Origin of the sequence: Longimicrobium sp. (assembly GCF_036388275.1) — a bacterium.
Taxonomy (GTDB): Bacteria; Gemmatimonadota; Gemmatimonadetes; order Longimicrobiales; family Longimicrobiaceae; genus Longimicrobium.
In genome coordinates this window covers 11,816-33,598 of record NZ_DASVSF010000084.1, presented here as the reverse complement: position 1 = coordinate 33,598, position 21,783 = coordinate 11,816, and the positions used below count along the sequence as shown (strand labels likewise).

The 21,783-nt window shown below is 72.6% G+C and carries 15 protein-coding genes; 1 reads left to right on the top strand and 14 read right to left on the bottom strand.

Features of this window, described 5'->3' with window-relative positions; genetic code table 11:
- Positions 1–230: 230 nt before the first annotated feature.
- The 4 genes from VF632_RS17495 to VF632_RS17480 all read right to left on the bottom strand — a co-directional run bounded on the left by VF632_RS17495 (position 231) and on the right by VF632_RS17480 (position 7,293).
- Positions 231–2,039, bottom strand: a complete 1,809-nt coding sequence (locus VF632_RS17495; protein WP_331024220.1) for a tetratricopeptide repeat protein — start codon at positions 2,037–2,039, stop codon at positions 231–233.
- Positions 2,036–4,651, bottom strand: a complete 2,616-nt coding sequence (locus VF632_RS17490) for a tetratricopeptide repeat protein (protein WP_331024219.1) — start codon at positions 4,649–4,651, stop codon at positions 2,036–2,038. Before VF632_RS17490 ends, VF632_RS17495 begins: the two co-directional genes overlap by 4 nt.
- 162 nt (positions 4,652–4,813) lie before the next feature.
- On the bottom strand, positions 4,814–6,238 hold the full coding sequence (locus VF632_RS17485) for a glycosyltransferase (RefSeq protein ID WP_331024218.1): 1,425 nt from the start codon (positions 6,236–6,238) through the stop codon (positions 4,814–4,816).
- Positions 6,238–7,293, bottom strand: a complete 1,056-nt coding sequence (locus VF632_RS17480) for a HEAT repeat domain-containing protein (RefSeq protein ID WP_331024217.1) — start codon at positions 7,291–7,293, stop codon at positions 6,238–6,240. Before VF632_RS17480 ends, VF632_RS17485 begins: the two co-directional genes overlap by 1 nt.
- Positions 7,294–7,671: 378 nt before the next feature.
- Between VF632_RS17480 and VF632_RS17475 the strand changes: the two genes are divergently transcribed.
- Complete coding sequence (locus VF632_RS17475) at positions 7,672–10,020, top strand: response regulator (protein WP_331024216.1); 2,349 nt, start codon at positions 7,672–7,674, stop codon at positions 10,018–10,020.
- 16 nt (positions 10,021–10,036) lie between these two features.
- On the opposite strand, the gene VF632_RS17470 is transcribed toward VF632_RS17475, so the two are convergent.
- The 10 genes from VF632_RS17470 to VF632_RS17425 form a co-directional block, all read right to left on the bottom strand.
- A complete protein-coding gene (locus VF632_RS17470) occupies positions 10,037–12,457 on the bottom strand; it encodes a response regulator (protein ID WP_331024215.1) in 2,421 nt (806 codons plus the stop codon).
- A 7-nt stretch (positions 12,458–12,464) separates the two neighbouring features.
- Positions 12,465–12,836 (bottom strand): response regulator, encoded by a 372-nt coding sequence (locus VF632_RS17465; protein WP_331024214.1) that lies wholly within the window; start codon positions 12,834–12,836, stop codon positions 12,465–12,467.
- On the bottom strand, positions 12,811–15,462 hold the full coding sequence (locus tag VF632_RS17460) for an ATP-binding protein (RefSeq protein WP_331024213.1): 2,652 nt from the start codon (positions 15,460–15,462) through the stop codon (positions 12,811–12,813). The genes VF632_RS17465 and VF632_RS17460 overlap by 26 nt, the downstream gene beginning before the upstream one ends.
- A 193-nt stretch (positions 15,463–15,655) precedes the next feature.
- Positions 15,656–16,252 carry a hypothetical protein gene (locus VF632_RS17455; RefSeq protein ID WP_331024212.1) on the bottom strand — a complete coding sequence of 199 codons (597 nt, stop codon included), beginning with the start codon at positions 16,250–16,252 and terminating at the stop codon, positions 15,656–15,658.
- A 106-nt stretch (positions 16,253–16,358) separates the two neighbouring features.
- Positions 16,359–16,895 carry an O-acetyl-ADP-ribose deacetylase gene (locus VF632_RS17450; RefSeq protein WP_331024211.1) on the bottom strand — a complete coding sequence of 179 codons (537 nt, stop codon included), beginning with the start codon at positions 16,893–16,895 and terminating at the stop codon, positions 16,359–16,361.
- Between the two features lies 1 nt (position 16,896).
- Entirely contained in the window at positions 16,897–17,655 is a 759-nt protein-coding gene (locus tag VF632_RS17445; protein WP_331024210.1) for a cysteine hydrolase family protein, read from the bottom strand.
- A 69-nt stretch (positions 17,656–17,724) separates the two neighbouring features.
- Positions 17,725–18,912, bottom strand: coding sequence for a hypothetical protein (locus tag VF632_RS17440; RefSeq protein ID WP_331024209.1), 1,188 nt, complete (start codon positions 18,910–18,912; stop codon positions 17,725–17,727).
- 103 nt (positions 18,913–19,015) lie between these two features.
- Positions 19,016–20,149, bottom strand: a complete 1,134-nt coding sequence (locus tag VF632_RS17435) for an NUDIX domain-containing protein (protein WP_331024208.1) — start codon at positions 20,147–20,149, stop codon at positions 19,016–19,018.
- 147 nt (positions 20,150–20,296) lie between these two features.
- Positions 20,297–21,007: a molybdopterin-dependent oxidoreductase gene (locus VF632_RS17430; protein ID WP_331024207.1), complete on the bottom strand. Its 711-nt coding sequence runs from the start codon at positions 21,005–21,007 to the stop codon at positions 20,297–20,299.
- Positions 20,976–21,734 carry a cytochrome b/b6 domain-containing protein gene (locus VF632_RS17425; protein ID WP_331024206.1) on the bottom strand — a complete coding sequence of 253 codons (759 nt, stop codon included), beginning with the start codon at positions 21,732–21,734 and terminating at the stop codon, positions 20,976–20,978. Before VF632_RS17425 ends, VF632_RS17430 begins: the two co-directional genes overlap by 32 nt.
- Positions 21,735–21,783 lie beyond the last annotated feature (49 nt).

Genomic DNA, 21,783 nt, shown 5'->3' with positions numbered 1-21,783 from the left:
GACGATCGTTCACAGGTCGTGTCGGTTGCGGCATGGCTCATCTCCGTGTCGAGGCCATGCTCGTTACCATCGCAAACTGTCAACGATCCTCCCGGTCTAAACTGTAAACAATCTACCACTCCTGTACCCGGGAGCCCCCTCTCCCCGGCCCTCTCCCCCGCTTCGCAGGGGAAAGGGAGAATTCGCGTGCGCTTCGGCAGCTTTCGCGTGCATCCTGTCGACAGCCGCTCTTAGAAACTCCAGGCGCCCGTCAGGCTCACGGCGCGGTAGCGGTAGTCGGCCCCGTTGCCGGCGATGGCGGAAAGGCCGGCGTTCGCAAAGGTGCCCTGCAGCACGATTCGCCGCCCCGGCGAGAACAGGTACGCCACGCTCCCCACCCCGCGAACCGCCCCGCCCGGCTCCCCGTCGCTCCGCACCTGCTGGATGCCCGGCGCCACCTCGGCCTCCACGGACCAGTGCCGCGTTTCGCGCAGCCACCGCGCCGTGGCCTCGGCCAGCCCGTAGAAGTCCGGGTCGAAGTACGCGTCGTTCAGGTCGCGCTCGAACCCGAACGCGCGCACGCCGATCCCCAGCGTGACCGGCGCGGACAGGCGGCGCGCCACCGCCACGTTCCCGTTCCACCGGTGGTTCTTCTCGCCGGACTCGCCGCCCGTGAACCGCGAACCTCCGCCCCCGCCCGACACCGTCCATCCCCGGGCCGGGCTCCACCCCAGCGAGGTCGACAGCTCGTCCACGCGCACCTCGCGCTCGATGAGCTGCGCCGTGGCGTCCATTGCATACCGCGCGTACCCCAGCCCGCCCTTGAGCGGGTAGCGCGCCGGCGAGCTCACCGCCGCCCGCACGGTGGCGATGGGAGCGCCCGAGTCCTCCAGGTCGCTCGCGCCCACGGTGCCCGAAAGGCCCCATCCCGGCTCCAGCAGCGTCCACCCCGAAAGCGAAGCGCCCACCGTCCGGCGCTCCACGTAGAAGCCTTCGCCCACGCCGCGCTCCCCCGACTCGCTGGTGCGCGCGTACACGTCGCCGCGCAGCTCCACGTTCAGCGCCGGACGGTAGGCGGCCGTGGCCGAGGTGGTCATGATGCGGTTGAGGTCGGAATCGGACTCGTACAGCTGCACCGCGTTTACGCGCGGCGCCAGCGGCATGCCCGCCCAGCGCAGCGCCTCGCGGGCGTCGGGATCCGTGGGCGCCAGCCGCACGGCGCGGCGTGCGGCGTCGTAGGCGGCCGCGTCGCGCCCCTGCCAGCGCAGCGTCTGCGACAGGCCCACCCACGCCGGTACGTCGTCCGGGTGCGTGGCCAGCAGGGCGCGCCAGCGGGTCTCGGCGGAGACCAGCCGCCCGCCCCACCCCGCCAGCCGCGCCAAGCCGCGCTGGGCCTCCACCTCGCCCGGGGCAATCCGCAGCACGCGCGCGTACACCGCCTCGGCGCTGTCCAGCCGCGCGGACCAGGCCAGCACCTGGCCAAGCCCCAGCAGCGTGGGAACGTCGTTCGGGTCCTGGCGCAGCAGCGAGTCGTACGCCGCCCGCGCCGCCTCGTGCCGCGAGGCCCACGAGAGCACGCGCGCCCGGTCCAGCCCCACGGAGCGATCGTCGGGGGTGATCTGGGCGATGCGGCCGTACGTGGCCAGCGCCGCGTCGTACGCGCCGGCCCACGACTCGAACTGGGCGCGGGCCTGCAGCGCCGGCAGGAACCCGGGATCGGCCGCCAGCAGCGGCTCCAGCGCCGCCGCCGCGCCGCGTGGGTCGCCGCGCCACCCGATCACCCGTGCGCGGTCTACCTGCACCTCGCGGTTGCCGGGGCTCACCCGCAGCAGCCGGTCGAACAGCACCAGGCTCTCGTCGTACCGCTGTGCCCAGGCGTGCAGCAGCGCCAGGCGGTGCAGCGCGGTGGCGTCCGTCGAGTCCGCCCGCAGGCGCGCCTCGTACAGCGGGCGCGCCGCCTCGGTCTCGCCCGCGGCCCAGGCCCGGTCGGCCGCGTCCTGCGCCCGCGCGGGAAGCGCCCCGGCCAGCAGCGCCAGCGCGAGCAGAACCGCGCGCTTCATCGATCGTTCTCCGTGACGGGCGTGGCCATGGTGCGAAAGGTTTCGCGCATGGAGTCGAAAACGGGGCGGGTGCGGGCACGCCAGCGCGGCGCCTCCCAGGCGGGCCAGGTGAACGGCGCGGCGGCCGGCCACTGCGTCCAGCGGTCGCCCCGCCGCGCGGCCGCCATCAGCCGGATGCCCTCCACCGCCGCCGTGCCGAACTCCGCCGGGGGCGCGCCGGGCGGGTCCTGCAGCACCCGGCGCTCGCTGGGGTCGGTAAAGTTCAACAGCATCCAGGGGATGCGCACCTCCAGCACGCCGTCGCCGCGCTCCCACAGCCCATCCGGCGCGTTGCCCTGGCGCAGCAGGCCGCGGTCGTAGCCGAAGCTGGCGTACTCCACCCCGTCCCGCCCGAAGCGGCGCCGGTTGGTCAGCACGCGCATGGAGTCGTACATGCCGTCCGCGTTGGGCCGGCTGAGGAACGGGCGGTTGTACCACTGCTGGAACCGTCCCCAGAAAAAGCCGGGGAGCGGCGCCTCCATCGCGGGCGGCGGCACGGGGTCCACGGCCAGCGGCCGGCTGGCGCCCACGGCGAGCGGGTTGCTGGCGGGGTCCGCCAGCAGCCGCACCTCGCCGCCCCGTGCCTGGAGCACGAACTCCAGTCCCACGGGAAGCCGCTCGCCCACCTGCCCCGGCCAGCGGAAGTCGCCCGCGGCCGGCTTCACCACGTCAAAGCCCACCAGGACCTCGTCGGCGCCCCCGTGCTCCACGTACAGCCACAGGTACGCCTCGTCGGCCGCGGCGCGCACGGTGACGCCGGCCGCGGACGAGAGGGCCGGGCGAGCACGCCAGGCGGCGGCGCGGGCGGCCAGGGTGGCGCCGGGCACCACCTCGCCGGGGTCCATGGCCACCATGCCGTAGTGCTGCTCCGCGTCGAGCCGGTTGTGCCAGAGGCGGGTGCGCTCCAGGGGAATCTCGAAGGGCATCACGAGCCAGTTCTTCTTGAACCACTCGTCGATCCACGCGAACACCACTCCCCCGGCCATTCCCGCCTCGGCGATCTCGCGGGTGAGCCGGGCGTCGATGGCGGCCATCTGCGCCTCGGTGACGCCGCCGTGGTGCTGCCCCTGCGGCTGCAGGTGCGCCGACCCGATGCTGGCCGGCACGCCGTACTCGCTGATCACCACCGGAAGGTTCGCGTGGTGGCGCTTGAGGTGGGTCAGGTAGCCGAAGTAGTTGGACGGCCCCTCGCTGGAGCGCGCGGCGTTGTAGCCGCGGTCCAGCACCATGAAGTCCGGGTAGTAGGGATAGGCGTGGTAGCTGGCGAACCACCCCGCCGGCAGCGCGGCCGTGGGCTTCACCAGGTTGGCGTCGAGCCCGGTGGCGTCGTTGTCGAACGGCGGCGGCGGCGTGCCCACCTGCTCGCCCAGCCGCTCGCGGATGGCGACTTCCTCCGCCACCGTGCTTTCGGTGGGGTGGGTGATGGGGTCCAGCGTGGGCCAGTTGGTGTACGCCACCGGGCGCTGGGCGCGGTACGTCTCCGTTTCGTAGGCGACGATGTGCTCCGACGCCCTGGCCAGCCACGCGTCCATGGGCGTGCCGCCCTCCATCACCAGGTAGCGGCCGCGAAACGCGCGCAGCTCGGGATGGAGCCGGTTGAACTCCACCACGGAGATGGGCTCCCACTCGCGCCCGATGATGTACGCCAGCACCCAGGGCGACACGTCGGCCGTGAAGAAGCCGCCGGCGTGCCCGGGCCGCTCGACGACGTCGGCGCGGCCGTGCAGCACGTCGACCACGTCGCGCATCTCCCGGAAGAACTCGCCCTCCCAGGCGGCCCCCGCGAAGTCGTCGCTGGGCGGCAGCTCGGCCCACACGCCGTGCACCAGCCAGAGCGGCGCCCGCGGATGGGCCAGGTTGTGCGCCCGCACCGCGCCGTAGAAGTGGGGCGGATGGATGGTGTAGACGCGCACGGTGTTGGTGCCCATCTCCGCCATCTGCGCGAGCCAGCCGGCGTAGGTGGCGGAGTCGGGAAACTCGCTGGGATGCTTGCCGGGGAGGGCCGCCCCCAGGTTCACGCCCTTGATGTAGAACGGTTCCCACCCCCGCGCGGTGCGGATCTCGAAGCGGTCGCCGTGCGTGCGCGCGGGATACGTGAGCGTGTCGGGGAGGCGCAGGGGCGGGCGCGCGGGCCGCGCCGCCGGCGCGGGACCGAGCCGGGCCAGGTAGTCGCGCGCCTCGGCGTTGGCGGCGTCCAGCGCCTGCACCCGCGTGAACGCCGCCCGCGCCGCGTCGCGGTCACCCAGCCGCCAGGCGGCGAGGCCCAGCCCCACCAGCGCGTCGACGCTGCGGGGAGCGTCGGTCGCCACGGACTCGAACGCGCGGCGCGCCTCGGTGGCGCGGTCCTGCCGCAGCGCCACGTAGCCGGCGCCGGTACGCGCGCCCAGGTGCCGGGGGCAGCGTGCGAGCGCCGCCTCGAACGCCGCGCGCGCCGCGTCCACGTTTCCGGCGCGGAACGCCGTCCACCCCGCCTCCGTCCGTGCGTTGCCCGCCTCGGGGCACGCCTGCGCCCACGCTGGCGGCGCCGCCAGCACGGCCGCCGCCACCAGGACCGTCCACACGCCTGCCGTCATCTCACTCCCGTGTTTTCCTCGGCCCGATCCGGCTCGTCATCGACCCGTCCAGCTGCCCGATCCGCCGGACTCGGGCATCGTTCACCCGGCTGTTCACACGCCGTGCCGATCCGGTCCCCGGCGACCCGATCCATCGTTCCGCCCTCGCGCCATCGGAAGGGGCTACTTCTTCACGGCCGGGGCGAACCCCTTCCGCTCCATCGCTCCCCAGCTCTTGCTGCCGCGCAGGTATTTCCAGATCCCCTGCAGGCGCCAGAACACCGTCAGCTGGCGGTAGCCCACGTTCTCCACCAGCGCCCAGAGCACGAGCAGCGTGCGGTCGGCGAAGGTGTCGTAACGCTGGAACGACATCTCTTCCATCACCAGCGTCATCAGCGTCATCACGGCGCCCAGGCCGTAGGCCACCAAAAAGAAGAGGATGGCGAACGGCAGGTTGATGGCCCCGATCATCAGCCCCAGCACCAGCCCCAGCAGCCCGATGAACTCCACCACCGGCGCCATCAATTCCACGATGACGAAGTAGGGGTACACCACCATCCCCATCGTCCCGTACTTCGGGTTGAACATCACGCCCCGGTGCCGCCACAGCACGTCGGCCAGGCCACGGTGCCAGCGGTCGCGCTGCCGGCCCAGCACGCGGCGGGACTCGGGCGCCTCCGTCCAGGCCACGGGATCGGGGACGAAGGCGATCTGGTGCGGGCCCTTGGTCTCGTAGCCGGTGCGCCGCAGCCGCAGGGCGATCTCCATGTCCTCGCCCACGGTGTCGTGCTCGTAGCCGCCCGCGTTCATCATCGCCTGCCGGTCGAACAGGCCGAACGCGCCGGAGATGATCAGGTTTCCGCCCAGCCGGTTCCATCCCAGGCGCCCGAAGAGAAAGGCGCGCAGGTACTCCACCACCTGGCAGCCGGGGATCAGGGCGCGCGGGGCCCGCGCCTGGGTCACCCGCCCGTTCTCGACGATGGACCCGTTGGCGATACGGATGGTGCCCCCGGCGGCGACGACGTCGTTGCGGTGCAGGAAGGGGCCCACCATCCGTTGCAGCGAATCGGCCTCGATCAGCGTGTCGGCGTCGATGGCGCACACCAGGTCGCCGGTGGCCAGGTTCAAGCCGGCGTTCAGCGCGTCGGCCTTGCCCCCGTTCACCTTGTCGACCACCACCAGGTTGGGGTGAAGGCGCGAGCGGTACAGGCCCACGATGTCCTTGGAGCGGATGCGCTTCTGGTAGATGGGATGGATGGGCGCCAGGTCGAAGGTGTCCATCAGCACCTGGACGGTTTCGTCCTTGGACCCGTCGTTGACGACCACCACCTCGAGGTTGGGATAGTACAGCGCCAGCAGCCCCCGCACGCTCTCGGAGATGGTGGCGGCCTCGTTGTAGGCGGGGGCCAGCATGGAGATGCTGGGGGCGGCGCGCGAGCCCATCAGCCGCCAGCGGGCGCGGCCGCGCGCCAGCAGCACGTACTCCCGCATCTCGTACCCCGCGCTGAGCAGCAGCAGCAGGTACCACCCGTTCACCAGCAGGAAGTAGACGAGGATCGCCGTCTCCAGCCGCACCAGGACGAGCTGAACGTACTCGCCGACGTTCATCACCAGCGCTCCCGCTCGGCCGACGATTCCGGGAGGTCCAGCACCTGGCGGGAGATGTCGGCCGCGAAGGGGTCTTCGTCCGTCAGCCCCCGGCGCAGGTACAGGTGGCCCGGGCTTCCCAGGCCACGGAGCGCCAGCGCCCCCTGGCTGCGGACGATCCAGGCGCGGTCGCGCAGGAGCGGGGCGATCACCGCGGCGCTGGGCCAGTGCCCCAGCCGGCCGAGGGCGGCGGCGGCGGCGGCGCGCACCCCCGCGTCGTCGTCGTGCACCATGCGCTGCAGCACGCCCACGGCTTCCTCGCCGCCGATGGCGCCGGCCAGCGCGGCGGCGCGGGCGCGCACGGGCGCGTCGGGGTCGTGGCACAGCCGCAGCGCCACGGCGCTGAAGGCGGGGTGGGCGATGCCGGCGGCCACGTCCAGCGCCGGCTCGGCCGCCGCGCCGTCGTGGGTTTCCAGGTAGCGCACCAGCGGCTCGATGGTGGCGGCGCCCAGCCGCAGCAGGGTGTCGCGCACCACAAAGCGGCCGTAGCAGTCGGTGTCGGGAAGCAGCCCCACCAGCCGCTCGATGATCTTGGGCGTAGGATGCGCGCCGGCCCACTCCACCGCCTCGGCGCGCACGCCGGAGTGGCCGTCGTCCAGCAAGGCGGGAACGATGTCCTGCCCGCCGCCGATGGTGGCCAGCAGGCGCACCCCCAGCAGGCGGTCGCGCCACGAGCGGGAGCGCGCCAGCCGCTCGGCCACGGGCACCAGCCCGATCTCGCGCGCCAGGGCGCCCAGCTGCGCGCGCCCCTGGCCGGAGATGCTGGGAATCAGCTCCGTGAACAGGCGCACCTTCAGCCGGGTGGGAAGGTTGCGCAGCAGCACCTCGTCGGCCTGGGTCGGCCGCCCGGTCCTCACCACTTCCATCAGCGCACGCCGGCCCCGCGCCAGGGGTACGGCGAATCGGCGCTCCCGGGCGCCGGTTCGCATGGCGTACCCGAAGAGCGCCAGGAGCGCGAGCACGAAGGCGACGATCTCGGCGACCAGCACCCGCTCGACGAGGTACTGTGCATCCATGTGGTTCGAAAGCGCGTGGGCGGCACAGCGGATCTCTCCGGCGGCGCGCAGCGGGGGTGGCCGTCCCGTTCCGGCCCAACGAGGGCCGCCTCGGGATCTCGTCGCGTAGGCACGATTCACGCCGCTACGGTCACGCGAGCCTCCGCACGGAACGGCGCGGGTTCGTCCTCGCCGGCCTACGTCGTGCGCAATCGGCCGGTCATTACGTGTTCATCGCCCGAAGACGAAGATTTCCCGATCCATGTCGCTTCGCAGCACGCGTCCGGCGAATTCCCCCTGGCACGGCCGGCGGGGCGGGCGGGCCGTGGTTCCGTGACGCCCGAGGTGCCGCCCCCCGCCCGGGCCGGGCTCGTGGCCCGGCTGGCTGCACACTCCGCGGTGCTCGTGATTCCCTTTGCCGACGCACGTGAGGGGGAGTGGGGGCGGACGGCGGCCGCGGAGATCGCCCGGGCAGCGGTGCGTCACGGCCGGCCCGCCGTGCTCGTGGAGATCGGTACGCCGCGCCCGGACCGGCCCGGCGTGCCGCGAACACGCGGGGGGCTGGAGCCGATCATCGCGGGCGACGTATCCCCCGCGGCGGCGTTGCGGCGGGTGCAGCGGAACCCTTCCCTTTCCCCCGGCACCCTGGCCCTGCTGTACGTGCAGGACGGCGAGGGGCACATCGGAGAGATTCCGCCCGACGTGACCGCGGCGATCGCGCTCACCCGCCAAGCGGGCGAGGTGAAGGCCACGCGGTCCTGGAGGCACGTGCCCGTGCTCGCGGCCGTCGCACCGCGGGCGGCCCCCAGCATGGACGAACGCCTCCGTGCGATGCTGCGAGAATCGTGGAAGAGATATCGCCCGGACGCCATCGCACGCGCGCGGGACATCGGCGCGGCCGCGCAGGCGCTGGCCCGGGGCGAACTGCCGGACGCCCAGCGCCGCATGGCCGAGCGCCAGGCGCACAAGCTCGCCGGTTCCGCGGGTACCTTCGGCTTTCCCGAGGTATCCAGGCTCGCCCGGGAGGCGGAGCACATCCTGTCGACGGGGCAGGCCATCGACGCGGCCGAGGCGCTGCGGCTGTCGGGAATCAGCGAGCGGATCGGGCGGGAGCTCCGGGACGAGCCGGTCCTGCCCTCCCGTCCCCGCGGCGCGGCGCCCATCGGCCCCGCCGGTACACGGGTTCTCCTGCTGGACATTCCCGCGGACGCGGCGGGCGATTGGCGGGTGCACCTCTCGGCCGACGGGATGACGCCCGTGTTCGCCGGCCGTGACGAGGCGCGGACGCTCGCGGGAAAGCTGAACCCGGCGGCGGTGGTCGTCAATGGCTCCGGGCCGCTGGAAGTGGTGTCGTGGCTCGCCGCCCGCGTACCCCCCGTCCCCTGCGTGGTGCTGGGCGCATCCAACACGCTTACGGACCGGCTCGCCGCCGCGCGCCACGGCGCCGAACGATACCTGTCCCCGCCCGCCCGACCTCGCGACGCCGCACGTGTCGTGGTCGACCTGCTTCGCCCCGCGGGCGTCCGGGAAGGCGTGGTCCTCGCCGTGGACGACGACGACGCGGTGCTGCACGCCGTCCGCGCGGTACTCGCGGATTCCGGCCTGCAGGTGGAGACCCTTCGCGACCCGCTGGGGTTCTGGGCCGCCCTCGACCGCATTCGCCCTGACGTGGTGCTGCTCGACCTGGACATGCCCTCCGTCAGCGGCATCGAGCTGTGCAGGGCCATGCGCGGCGATCCGCGCTGGCAGGCGACGGCGGTGATGTTCCTGGCGGGGAGCGCCGGCAAAGACACCATCCACCGGGTCTTCGCGACGGGGGCGGACGATTTCGTGGCCAAGCCCATCGTGGGGCCCGAGCTCGCCGCCCGCGTGCACAACCGGCTGGAGCGGGTTCGGCTCCTGGGCGCCCGGAACACCGGGAGCGGGCACGAGGAACTCGCGGACCGCGAGTCGGTGACGGCGGACGTTACGCGCATGCTCCGGCTGGCCGAAGCCCGCGAGCAGCCGTTCGCGTTCGCAATCGTCGAGGCTGCCCCGGACGCGCCGGCGGCGAGCTTGGCCGGCGTGGGACGCCGGCTCAGGAAGCACCTGCGCCCGGAGGATGTTCTCGGGCGCTGGACGCGTGCGCAGCTGGCGGTGGTGATGTACGGCATGGACAAGGCGTCCGGCGTGCAGCGGCTGCTCAAGGCGCTGGAGGCCGTCGGCGACGAGGCAGGCGCCGTCCGGGCGGGAGTGGCCGTGTTTCCGGCGGACGGAACCGACGTGTCCGCGCTGGAACGGGCGGCACGCGGGGCGGCCGCCAGCGCCGTACCGGGGGGCGCGGACCGCGTCTGCGGCGTGGGATGGGTTCCCGGCCGGTCCGATTCGCAGGCGGTCGACGTGCTCGTCGTGGAGGACGACCCGGTGATCGCGCGCCTGCTGGCGCACGCCATCGACGCGGAAGGCCTGTCCTGCCGCGTCGTGACGGACGGCGTGACCGCGGTGGAGCAGTTGACCGGCGTTCCTCCCGCCCTGGCCGCGCGGACGGTGCTGCTGGACGTGGACCTGCCGGGGCTGGACGGGCACGCCGTGCTCCGCCGCCTGGGAGAGGCCAGGCTGCTGGGAACGACGCGCGTGATCATGCTCACGGTCCGGTCGAACGAGGCCGAGATCGTCCGGGCGATGCGGCTGGGGGCGTTCGACCACGTGGCGAAGCCCTTCAGCCTTCCCGTACTCCTTCAACGCCTGCGTCTCGCCCTCGGACGCTGACCGGCGCGGCGCGGGGTCAGCTGCGGAGGGCCCGGCGGATCCGCTGCAGGAGCACGGGAACGCTGAACGGCTTGGGGACGTGGTCGTAGGCGCCCATCTCCAGCGCCCGCACCACCTCGGCCTCGTGGGTGCGCACGGTGAGCATGATCACGCGGGTGCGGCCCAGCAGCTTTTCCTGCGCCAGGCGGCGCAGCACGCCCAGGCCATCCATCCCGGGAAGGTCCACGTCCAGCAGCACCACCCGGGCGCGGAGCTCGGGGTTGGGGCCGGTGAGCAGCTCCACCGCGCCGCTGCCGCTGTTCACCCACTCGTGGCGGTAGCCGCGCGTTTCCAGCGCGTGCTGAAGGAGCCGGGCGATGGCATCGTCGTCTTCCACCACCAGCACGTCCACCGAGCGCGGCCCCTCGCCCCGCTCGGGGCTCCACCCGGAGGGGACCACCCGGTCGCGCCCCGCCGCCTTGGCCTGGTACATGGCCGCGTCGGCCGCGCGGTACAGGGTGTGGAGCTCGCGCCCGTCCGCCGGGTAGTCGGCCACCCCCGCGCTGAAGGAGATGGAGAACGGCTTCCCCTCCGGGTCGGTGAACACCTCTTCGCGCACCACCTCCAGCGCCTCGGCGATGCGCTGCACGCCGTCGGCGCGGTCCATCCCGTACATGCCAACGACGAACTCCTCGCCGCCCCACCGCGCTACGACATCCTCGGAGCGGAAGCGCTTCTGGAGCACCCGCGCCACCCGGGCCAGCACCTCGTCGCCCACGGCATGGCCGCAGCGGTCGTTGATCCCCTTGAAGCAGTCCAGGTCGATCAGCGCCAGCGCGAACGGCTCGTTCTGCGCCGACGCCAGGCGAAGAAAGCGCTCCAGCACGTCCTCCGAGCCGCGGCGGTTGGCCACGCCGGTCAGCGCGTCGGTTTCGGCGATGGCGCGCTGAAGCCGCACCCGCTCCAGCCGGTTGTGGATGCGCGCCGTCAGCTCGGGGCCCACGAAGGGCTTGCCCACGAAGTCGTCGGCCCCGGCGGCGAAGACGCGGCGCACGGTGTCGGCGTCGGTCTGCGCGGTGAGGAAGACCACGGGGACGGACTGCCAGCGGGGGTCGTTCCGCAGCACCCGGCACAGCTCCAGCCCGGTGACGCCCGGCATCTGGAAGTCCAGCAGCACCACGTCGGGGGCGGCCGATTCCAGCGCATCCCAGAAGCGCAGGGGGTCGGAAAGCGTCTCCACCCGCACCCCGCCCACGCCCACGATGGTGCGGATGGCCTCGAGCACGGCGGGCTCGTCGTCCACCGCCAGCACCACCGCCTCGCGGTTGCCGCCGCCGCGCAGCAGCGGCTCCAGCGCGTCGATGGCCCGCGGGGGGGAGATGGGCTTGCGCAGGAAGCCGCGACCGCCGTGGCGCGCCACCTCCACCCGGTCGGCGAAATCGTCGCTGCGGGTGAGCACCACCACCGGCACCGGGCGCTCGCCGTCGGACAGCTCGCGCAGCAGCTCCAGCGTGCGCCCCTCGCCGTCCAGCTCCAGCAGCGCGGCGTCGGGGCGCCGCCGCGCCAGGCTTCCCCGCGCCGCGTCGGCCCCGTGCGCGACGACCGTCCGCATCCCCCGCCCCGACGCCTCCATGGCCAGCCGTTCGGCCATCTCGCGGTCGGAGTCCACGATCAGCAGCAGCGGCCCGTCGCCCCCCTGCCCCTCGGGCGCGGCGCCCGGCGCCGCCGCGGCCGGTCCCGCGGCGCCGATGGGCGCCTGCAATTCGCGGCGGATGGCCACGGCCAGGTCTGCCAGGCGCAGCGCGTCGGCCTGGCCCAGCTCGCCCGAGCCCGTCAGCAGCTGCTCGGCCTCGCGCGAAAGGCGCGACGCCTCGCCGTAGCCGAAGGTGCCCACCGAGCCGGCCAGCTTGTGCGCCTCGCGCTCGGCGTTGCGGCGCGCCTCGGCATCCAGCCCGCCCTCCAGCAGCGAGAGCGCGGCCTGCTCCACCACGTCCACCCGCTTGAGCACCGGCTCGCGGAAGCGCTCCCACACCTGGGCGACGGCCGCGCTCAACCCGCCCGCGGCGGGCGCCGCGGGCGACGCGGCGGCCTCGGCGGCCCCGAGGGCGGCGGCGGCCTCGCGGGCCAGCCCCTCGCGGTCCAGGGGGTGATGAAAGACGCGGGTGGGCTTGAGCGTGGCCAGCAGGGCCGCCAGCCCGGGGCCGGGGGTGCCGGCGGGAGCCGTAACGAACAGCGCCGGGCCCTCTGCGCCACGCCCCGCCAGCGCCTGGACGACGGCGGGCTCCAGCAGCCCGGCGTCGACCACGGCCAGCTGAAAGCGCGACGCGCGCAGCGCCTCGGCCGCCTCGGGGGCGGCCGGAAGGAAGTGCACGCTGGCGCCGCCCAGCCGGCGGGCCAGCCAGCCGGGAACGTCGGGGGGCAGCCCGGCCACCAGCACGGCGGCGGGAGAGGCGCTCACGCCGCGGTCACCACCCCAGCACGGCCGCCACTTCGTCGGCCAGCGCCATGGGGTCGAAGGGCTTGGACAGCACGCCCACCACGCCCAGCCCCTCGAAGGCGGCACGGTCGGAGGCCTGCACCTTGGCGGTCAGCAGGATCACGGGAATCCCGGCCGTCTCGGGATCGGCCTTCAGGTGGCGGACCGTGGTGGGCCCGTCCATCTCGGGCATCATCACGTCCATCAGGATGGCCTCGGGCTTCAGCGCGCGCGCGGCGGCCAGCGCCTGGGCCCCGGAGGAGGCCGTGTGCACCTCCCATCCCGCGGTCATCTCCAGCGAAAGCTGGGCGACCTCGCGGATGTCGTCTTCGTCGTCAACCAGCAGCAGGGTGTGGCTCATCGGGTTCGGCTCGTCGCGCGGGCGCGATCCTGTTCAGCAGAGTGACCACCCGCCGCTCGAAGTCTTCGGGGGGCAGGCGGCCCTTGGTAAGGAACTCGGTGTGGCCCAGGCGCAGGCGCTCGCGGTCGCCCTCGTCCAGGTCGCGGGCGGAGTAAACGACGAGCGGCACCCCGGCCAGCCCGGCGCCGCGCAGCCGCTCCACCACCCAGAAGCCGTCGCCGTGCGGCAGGGCCAGGTCCAGCACGATCATGTCGGGCGGGCTGCTGCGGCTGGTTTCCACCGCCTCGACGCCCGTGGCGGCGTGCATGGCCTCGATGCCGTGGCGCCCGAACATGTCGGTGAGCAGGCGCGCCAGGTCGGGGTCGTCTTCCACCACCAGAACCCGCCGGGGGCGGGCGCGGCGGGCCACGGCCTCTTCCAGCGCGTGGAGCAGCCCCTGCTCGGCGAAGGGCTTTTCCACCCACTCCACCACGTCGCGCTGCTCCTGCACGCGGGGCATGGGCTTCACGGCGCTCAGGATGACCACGGGGATGTCGGCGGTCTCGGGGCCGCGGCGCAGCGCACGCAGCGTGTCGGAGCCGTTCATCCCCGGCATCATCATGTCCAGCAGGATGGCGCGGGGGCGAATGCGCGCCGCCTCGCGCAGCGCCGACTCGCCGTCGGCGACGCCCACGGTGCGGTAGCCCCACCCCTGGAGGATTTCTTCCACCGTGGCCAGCATCACGGGGTCGTCGTCGCACACCAGCACCAGCGGGCCCTCGGGGTCGCGCGCGGGCTCGGGCGCGGCCGGCGGCGCCCCGGCGTCCCGCGCCGTGGCGGCGGGGTCGCGCGTCACGTCGTCGCCCGCCTCGGGCGCGGGAAGGGTGAAGAAGAAGGTGCTTCCCTCCCCCGGCTGGCTTTCTACCCAGATGCGCCCGCCGTGCTGCTGGACGATGCTGCGGCAGATGGCCAGCCCCAGCCCGGTGCCCCCCTTGTCGCGCGCGTCGGACGAATCCACCTGCTGAAAGCGCTCGAAGATGCTTTCGAGCCGGTCCTCGGGAATGCCGCGACCCTGGTCCTGCACGCGAAAGAGCACGTCGCCCCCTACGGGCTCGGCCGTCACAGTCACCTCGCCGCCGGGGGGCGAGAACTTGACGGCGTTGCTCAGCAGGTTGGTGAGCACCTGCAGAATGCGGTCGGGGTCGACGGTCAGCGGCAGGTCGTCGGCCCAGGCGTACAGCTGCACGCCCGCCTTTTCGGCCATGGACGACATCACTTCCACGGCCTGGTGCGCCAGCTCGGCCGCGCGCACCCGCCGCACCTCCATGGTCACGCGGCCGGACTCGATGCGCTCGATGTCGAGGATGTCGTTGATCAGCCGCACCAGCCGGTCGGTGTTCTGAACGGCGATCTCCAGCATCCGGCGGCCCTTCACGGGCATCTCGCCCAGCTTGCCGGCGGCCAGCAGCCCCAGCGAGCCGCGGATGGAGGTGAGCGGCGTCCGCAGCTCGTGGCTGACCACGGAAACGAACTCGTCCTTCATCCGCTCCACCTCGCGCCGCTCGGTGACGTCGCGAAAGGTGATCACGGCCCCGGTCACCCGGCCGGCCTCCAGCATGGGCGTCGAGGCGTACTCCACGGGAAACGACGAGCCGTCGGCACGGCGGAACACGCCATCGGGAACGGCGCGCGGCGCGGCGGTGGAAAGGGTGGCGCGGATGGCGTTGACGCCGTGGTCCATCCGGGCGCCCCCGCCCAGCCCCAGCACCGCCTCGAAGGGCCGGCCGATGACGTCGTCGGGGCGTACGCCCAGCATCTCGCTGGCCGCGGGGTTGATGAAGAGGGTGTAGCCGTGCGGGTCGATGCCGTAGATGCCCTCGGCGGCGGCGTCCAGGATCAGCTCGTTCTGGCGGCTGATGCGGAGCAGGGCGCCGCGGGCCAGCTCCTTCTCGGCGATCTCGGCCTGCATGGCCCGGTTCACCTCGTGCACGCGGCGGGTGCGGCGCTGCACCATGCCGGCCGTGGCCAGCGCCAGCGCGATGGCCAGGAAGAAGCCCGCGGGCACCAGCACCGCCGTCCGCCGCTCCAGCGAGGTGGCCCGCGCGCTGCGCTCGCGCAGCAGCGCCGACTCGGCCGTTTCTACCGCGCCCAGCTCGCGGCGCACGACCGCGACGCGCTCGCTGCGGCGGGCGGCGCCGCCGACGTCGCCCGCGGCGCGGATGGCCGCGTCGCGCGAGGTGGCCGGGTCCAGCACCCCCGACTCGCGCTGCATGCGGATGAAGTCGGCGAAGGCGCGCTCGATGACGCCGGTGCGCAGCCGCTGGCCACCCGCGGGCTCGTCGGCGACCAGGGAGCGCAGGCGCGCGGCCTCGAGGGTGAACAGGGTGTGCCCGGCCTGCCACTGCTCCAGGTAGCGCGGGGCGCGGGTCAGCGCGTATCCGCGGTACCCGGCCTCCACCTCGGCCAGCCCCTCCTGCATCTGCACCGTGGCCGATAGCACGCGGTACGTTTGCATACTGCCGCGGTTGGCCTCGCCCAGCTCGCGGATGGTGAGGTACGCCTGCACTACCAGCACCACCACCACCGCCAGGAACAGGGCGAAGGTGATCAGGAATCGGCGCGAGGCGGTGCTGGCGGCGTCGGTCAACGGACTGGGCTGCGGGTGGCGCGATGGCCCCGTGGCGGGGGCGTACGCCCGCGGGTATGCGGAAAACATGCCCCTGCGGGCACATGGTGTCAACGCGGGACCGGGGCACGAGCCGGCCGAAAAGGGTCCGCCCTCAAACAGCGGCGCCGCCCCGGGTGGAGCGGCGCGCGAACGACGCCGAAAACGCGCCGAGCTACTCCTCGCCCGCGTCGCCGGCGTCGCCCCCGCCGCCCTGCAGGCGGCTTTCGACGAACTCCACGCCCTCGGGGGTGATGGCGTACTGCTTACGGGCCTGGCGGGTGGTGCCCATCTTCTTCTTTTGCACCATCAGCGGCGGCTTGGCCCGCAGGTTGGACTCGATGGCGCGGGTGATGTTGGGCACGGGAATGCCGGCGCGCTTGAGCTCGGCGTTGATGGCCTGGCTGGTGACCGTCTTGTCGGCCTTGCCACGCGACAGGGTGTAGGCGCCCAGCAGCGCGCGCTCGGCCATGGTCTCGGGATGCCACTGCTCCAGCAGCGACCCCATGCTCATTCCCGCGCGGGGCCCGCGGCGCACGCCCAGCCCGCTCCCCTTGGGACGGCCCGGCCGGCGGCGCGGCGCCTCTTCGCCCTCGCCGCCTTCATCGGACGAGGCGGCAGCCGCGGCGCGAGGGCGGGCGGGCGCGGCGGCGCGGCCGAAGGCGTGCTCCAGCAGGATGTCGCGCGCGCGCTCCTTGAGCACGGGGTCGTAGCTGGATATTGCGGTGTTGATCTCGTCGAGCAGCTCTTTGATCGGCCGGAGGTCTTCCATGGGACCTTGTCTCCTGGGGCAAGCGGCCGGTGCGGTGGGGCTCAGGGGCGCGCCGGCACGGCGGGTGTCTTTGCGGTGGTGCCGCAATGTTGCTGTGTGGGCATATTTAAACGCCTCCTTGCACCGCCGTCAAGTATTCTCTGTGCGCCTCTTCGCCGAAGCATACGAGGATCACCCGCCGGGGATGCGGGTTCCGGGACAGGAAGAGGGCCACCTCGCGCGCCGCAATGCGCGCCGCCCGATGCACCGGAAAGCGGTAAACCCCGGTGCTGACGGCCGGGAATGCCACGGTATGCAACTGCTTGCCCGAGGCGAGGTTGAGCGACTCGCGATAGCAGCTTGCCAGCAGTTCGTCCTCGCCATGCCCGCCGCCCTGCCATACCGGGCCGACGGTATGGATCACCCACTTGGCGGGGAGCTTGTGGCCCCCCGTGATCTTCGCCTGCCCGGTCTTGCACCCGTTCAGCACGCGACATTCCGCGACGAGGCCCGGACCGGCGGCGCGGTGGATGGCGCCGTCCACGCCGCCCCCGCCCAGCAGCGAGGTGTTGGCGGCGTTGACGATGGCATCCACCTCCAGACGGGTGATGTCGCCCTGCACCACCTCGATGCGCCCGTCGACGGGCAGCTCGGCATCGGTCATGTCAGACCGTCGGCGATGCAGCCGGCCCACGGAGCGCCAGCCCGCGGGTGGTGACCAGCGCCGCGCCGTCGCCCATCCACCGCGCCAGGCTCTCCGCCTCGCTTTCCAGCCCCAGCCCCCAGGTGGCGTCCGTGACGAGCGTGACGGGCTGGAGGCGCGCCGGATCAAGGAATCCTTCCACCGCGCCTTTGACGCACACGTCCCGGGCCACCCCCGCCACGACGAACTCCAGCGCACCCAGCTGGTCGCGCAGGGTGTCGAGGAGGGCATCCGTCGCGGGATTCCCCTCGAACACGCTGAAGCGGCTCTTGTGGATGAAGATGGGCCGGCGCTCCCGCAGGGCCGTGCGCGCCACCTCACTTGCTTCCCATTCGCTTGCGTCGCGAGCCAGGACGACTGGATTCGCGGGGCGGATCTCGTCGATCACCTCGGCTCCTCGGCGCTCCTCCGGGTCCTCCGACAGGCCCATGCAGTGGGGCGGATAGGTGCCCTTCGCCGCATCAGGCGCCACGGGGTCGATCTCCTCGTCCCCGTACGCGTGCCAGTCGCCGGTGTAGACGACCACGGCACAGTGGGCGTGCATCCAATCCACCGCGCGGACGAGCGCGGGGAGGATCTGCGTAGCGCCGGGATCCTTGCCGCCGTCGAACAGGTCGTGCACGTACAGCCGGCCACCCCGCTCGGGGGGCAGCATGAAGTCGTTCTGCGCATCCACCACCCATCCCACCAGGGCGGGACCGCTGCTCGGATTGCTGTTCATCAGGCCAACCCTCCACGTGAGGGATTCATTTCAAGGGACGGACACCACTGTCGTACTCCGCACCGCGCTTCACACGCGATCCCAATCGACCCGCACCAGCCGGGGATTCTCGCGGAAGCTGCGCCCCACCTTGCCCTCGTCACGGCCGTCGACGCGCACCAGGTCCGCCGTGAAGTCGAAGTCCGTCAGCAGCCCGCTGTCGCCCTTGCTGTGGCCCAGCAGGCTGCTGCCGACGCCGTACGCCATCACCGGGATTCCTTCCTTTTCGAAGCGGCGGATCTTGTCGGGCGTGAACCCGCCGCTCACGACGATCCCCACGTAGCCGAATCCCTCCGCGTCCAGCGCCGCGCGGATCTTCCGCACCAGGTACGGGTTGACGCCGGTGAGCTTGGCGCGCCCCCACGCCTCGGGATCGCCGATCATGGAATCGTCGATCAGCCGCTCGCTGGTATCCACCCGCACGCCCTTGAGGACGTTGTCGCCGAACTCCGCCCGCACCGCCCGGGCGACGGCCAGCGAGGTTTCGACCGCGTTGTTGTCGTAGTCCACAAGGGAGAGGAGCTGCACGCCGGGCTCCTGGTCGCGCAGGTAGCGGCCGAACGCCAGCGTGGCCTCCACAGTGTCGCCCCCGAAGGCGGCGATCATGGCGTGCGGCATGGTGCCCACCCCGCGCACGCCCCACCATGCGCCGGCCGCGTCGCTCGACACGCTTTCGGCCCCGCCCACCTGGGCCGCATAGCCGTCGGGCGTCTGCACCCGCCAGTCGTCATGCCGAGGCGCCATGAAGATGATGGGCTTGCCCCCCGCCGCGGTGACCACCATCCGCGTGTTGGAGGCGACGAGCGAGCGGCGGGCCAGGATGCCCAGCAGCGGCGTTTCCAGGTGCCCGAAGCCGCCGTAGCGCCCGGTGACGTGCATCACCGGCTCCCAGTCGTCTTCGCCGCCCTGGTTGATGGCGTCGCCCTCCAGCAGCGTGTGCACCTCCAACTCGCGATGGTCGTAGCCGGGCGCCAGCTGCGTCTGCAGAAGCCGCAGCGCCTCGTGCACGCCGGCCAGCACGCCCTTGCGCTTGGCAAACACCTGCACGGTCACTACGGGGTCGCGCCCGGCGTGGAGAAGCGTGTTGACCGTGCGGACGAAGTAGCGGTCCGAGAGCCACCCCCCGCACATCCGGGGATCGAACTGGAAGAGCTCGGCCGGATACTGCGCGAGGCCGGCGTGCAGCGTGTCGGCGCGGCCTGTATCAGTCGGTTGCATGGGAATCCATCATCAGGAGTTCACGTATCCAATTTTATTCTCGACACGAGAATAATCGTCGCGGCGGTCGCCGTCAAGAAGGGAGTTCCATCCGCCAGCGGGGCTACCGGGCGTCGGCCAGCGGGAGCCACGGGAAGCGGATGGAGGTTTCCAGGCGTGCGTGCGTGGCTTCGGGGAGAAAGCGGTAGATCTCGGGCGCCACGCCGGGCCCGCGGGCTTCGCGGGTGCGCGTCTGCCCCGTGCGTCCCACCAGCCGGGGCGCGCGCGGGGCGCCCGCGCCGGTGTGGGCGACGGCGCGGCGGAAGTTGGCGCGATGGAGCGGGCGGCCCGCGATGGCCTCGCAGGCGGCCTGCAGCTCGTCGAGCGTCACGTCCGGGCCGGTGAGCGCCATCAGGGTAGACGGCATGTACTTGATCTTGCCGCGCAGCCGGCCCAGCGCGTCGGCCAGGATGCGGCGGTGGTCGAACGCCATCGGCCTGCCGAACCGCTCGTCGCCCTCGCGCTCCTCTGCCCTGCCCCACAGGTCGCGGCGCGCCTCGGGAACCAGGCCGGCCTCCATCAGCAGCCCGTAGCGGTCCGACGCGCGCTCCTCGTTCCAGTCGTCCCGCCCGAACACGTCGTGCACGCGGCGTGCACGGTCCTGTCCGCCTTCCGCGCCCCACACGTGAAGCACTTCCCCGGCGGTGTTGGCGGAGGGCGCGCGGCTGGCTTCGCGCAGGTCTTCCCAGGGCAGGTGCGAGTACACGTCCACCCAGCGCGCCTCTGAGGCATCGTCCGCGGCCGTGGGGCCGGTGCCGTCGGACGGCTTGCGGACGAGCATCAGGTAGGCGTTGGTCGTCACCCGCGCGCCGCGGGCGATCCACTCGCCGGTCTTTTCGTCGCGGTAGCCGGCGAACTGGCGCGGGTCGCGGCCGTTGCGGCTGTAGCTGGCCAGCGCCTCGACGAACTCGGGCGCGTCCAGCCCGGTCTCCTCGCGCATTTCGCGGATGGCGGTCTGCACCGAATCGGCGTCTTCCATCCAGTCCATGAAGCCGCCGGGCCAGGCGTCGAGGCCCGCGAAGGGCTCCTTGGCGCGCACCACGAGAAGGGCGTGCAATCTGCAGTTCCCGCCGCTCCAGTCCAGCGCCAGCGCCACGGCGTCGCCGGTGACGGCATGGGGCGGATAGTCGCCCGCGTTGTAGCGGACGGCCCAGTCGGGAACGGGCTCGGGGATGTCGACGGGAACGCTTTCGCTCACGGCTCTTCTGCGCGGTCGGTTGGGCGTGCTGACGTTCTCATTGCGAGAACTACGCCGGAGCGGGTGCGGGGCGCAAGGTGCCCCCTCTCCCGCAAACGGAGCGGGAGAGGGGAGAAGGTGGAGCCGGGCGCCGCTCGGCGGGAGCCGTCATGTTCCCGCGTACCACTCGTAGCCCTGGTCGCTCCAGTACCCGCCGTTGCGCCTGGGCAGGAATGCGATGCGCGTGAGGTACTTCACGTTCTTGTAGCCCAGCTTGACGGGAGAGTGCAGGCGCGCCGGGGCGCCGTATGCCGGATCCAGCATCCCGCCGTCGCCTCCGTACGCGACCAGCGTCTGTGCATGCAGCGCGCTTTCCAGGTCCCAGCTCTCGTGGTACCCGCTGTCGAAGGACTGGAAGTCGACGTACCCGGCCTCCGGCATCACCCCCGCTGCCCGGGCCAGGTCGCCCACACGCACGCCGGTCCACTGCGTCACCGCCGTCCACCCCTCCACGCAGTAGTGGTTCACCCGCTGCGTGATCCGGGGGAGGCGCATCAGCTGCGGCAGCGTCAGCCGGAGCGGGCGCCGCACCAGCCCCGTTACCTCGAGCGTCCAGGCACCCCGGGCGGCCTCGTTCCACACCGGGACCGTCGGCGACACGTAGTAGCTCGGAAGCGCCGTCCCGGCCAGCTTCCGGCTTTCCGGCGCGTCCATCGCCAGGTGCCGGAACAGAACACGCTCCACGCCCTCGTTCCGTCGCTCCGCCCAGCGCAGGATCGCCTTTGCCTCCTCCGGCCCCCGCGAGTTGCACGCAGCCAGCAGCGCGGCGGCCGACGCGCCCCCCAGGCTAAGGAACGTCCGTCGGTCGATCGGGCTCATGGCTTTCTTCCGGGTGGGGAATGGACGGGGGCGCGGCACGGGGCGGGAGCAAGTGATGGAACGGCCGCGCGTTGCGTGTTTCGGGCGACAGCCGCTCGGCGTAGCCGCCCGTCACCATGGAGCGAATGGAGTACGGATCCACGCTCAGCACCATGAACACGTGCCCGAGCGCCAGGAACACCAGCAGCGCCATGGACACGAAGTGCCAGTAGCGGGCCCACGCGTAGCCGCCGAACAGGTCAGTGAGCGGGGCCAGCGACACCGGCTTCCAGATGGCGAGCCCCGTGAGCACGATCAGCGCGCCCAGGACGGGCATGGCGAAGTACGCGCCCTTCTGCAGCGCGTTGTGCTTGCCCTGCCGCGGGTGTTCGCGCCGCACGAACAGGTAGTACTTCACCATTTCCCACGCGTCACGCGGGTCGCGGCGGCGGGGCACCAGGTCGCGCCACTCTCCGTGCAGGTACACGAAACCCAGGTACACGAGTCCGTTCAGCACCAGCACCCACATCATGGCGAAGTGCCAGTTTCGCGCGCCAGCCAGCCACCCGCCGAAGGTAAGCCAGTCCGGCGCCGGCGTTCCCTCCCAGGGCCAGCAGCAGAACGCCTCGCCCCGCCGGGCAAAGCGGGGATACGCGTTGAAGATCTTCAGCCCGGAGGCCGCCATGACCGCGAGCGCGACCACGTTGACCCAGTGCGTGACTCTGACAACCCAGTGGTGTCGCTTCATGGCCGCCTTTGGTTCGAGGGGGGGCTACGCTCCGCGCCCCGTGCGGGGA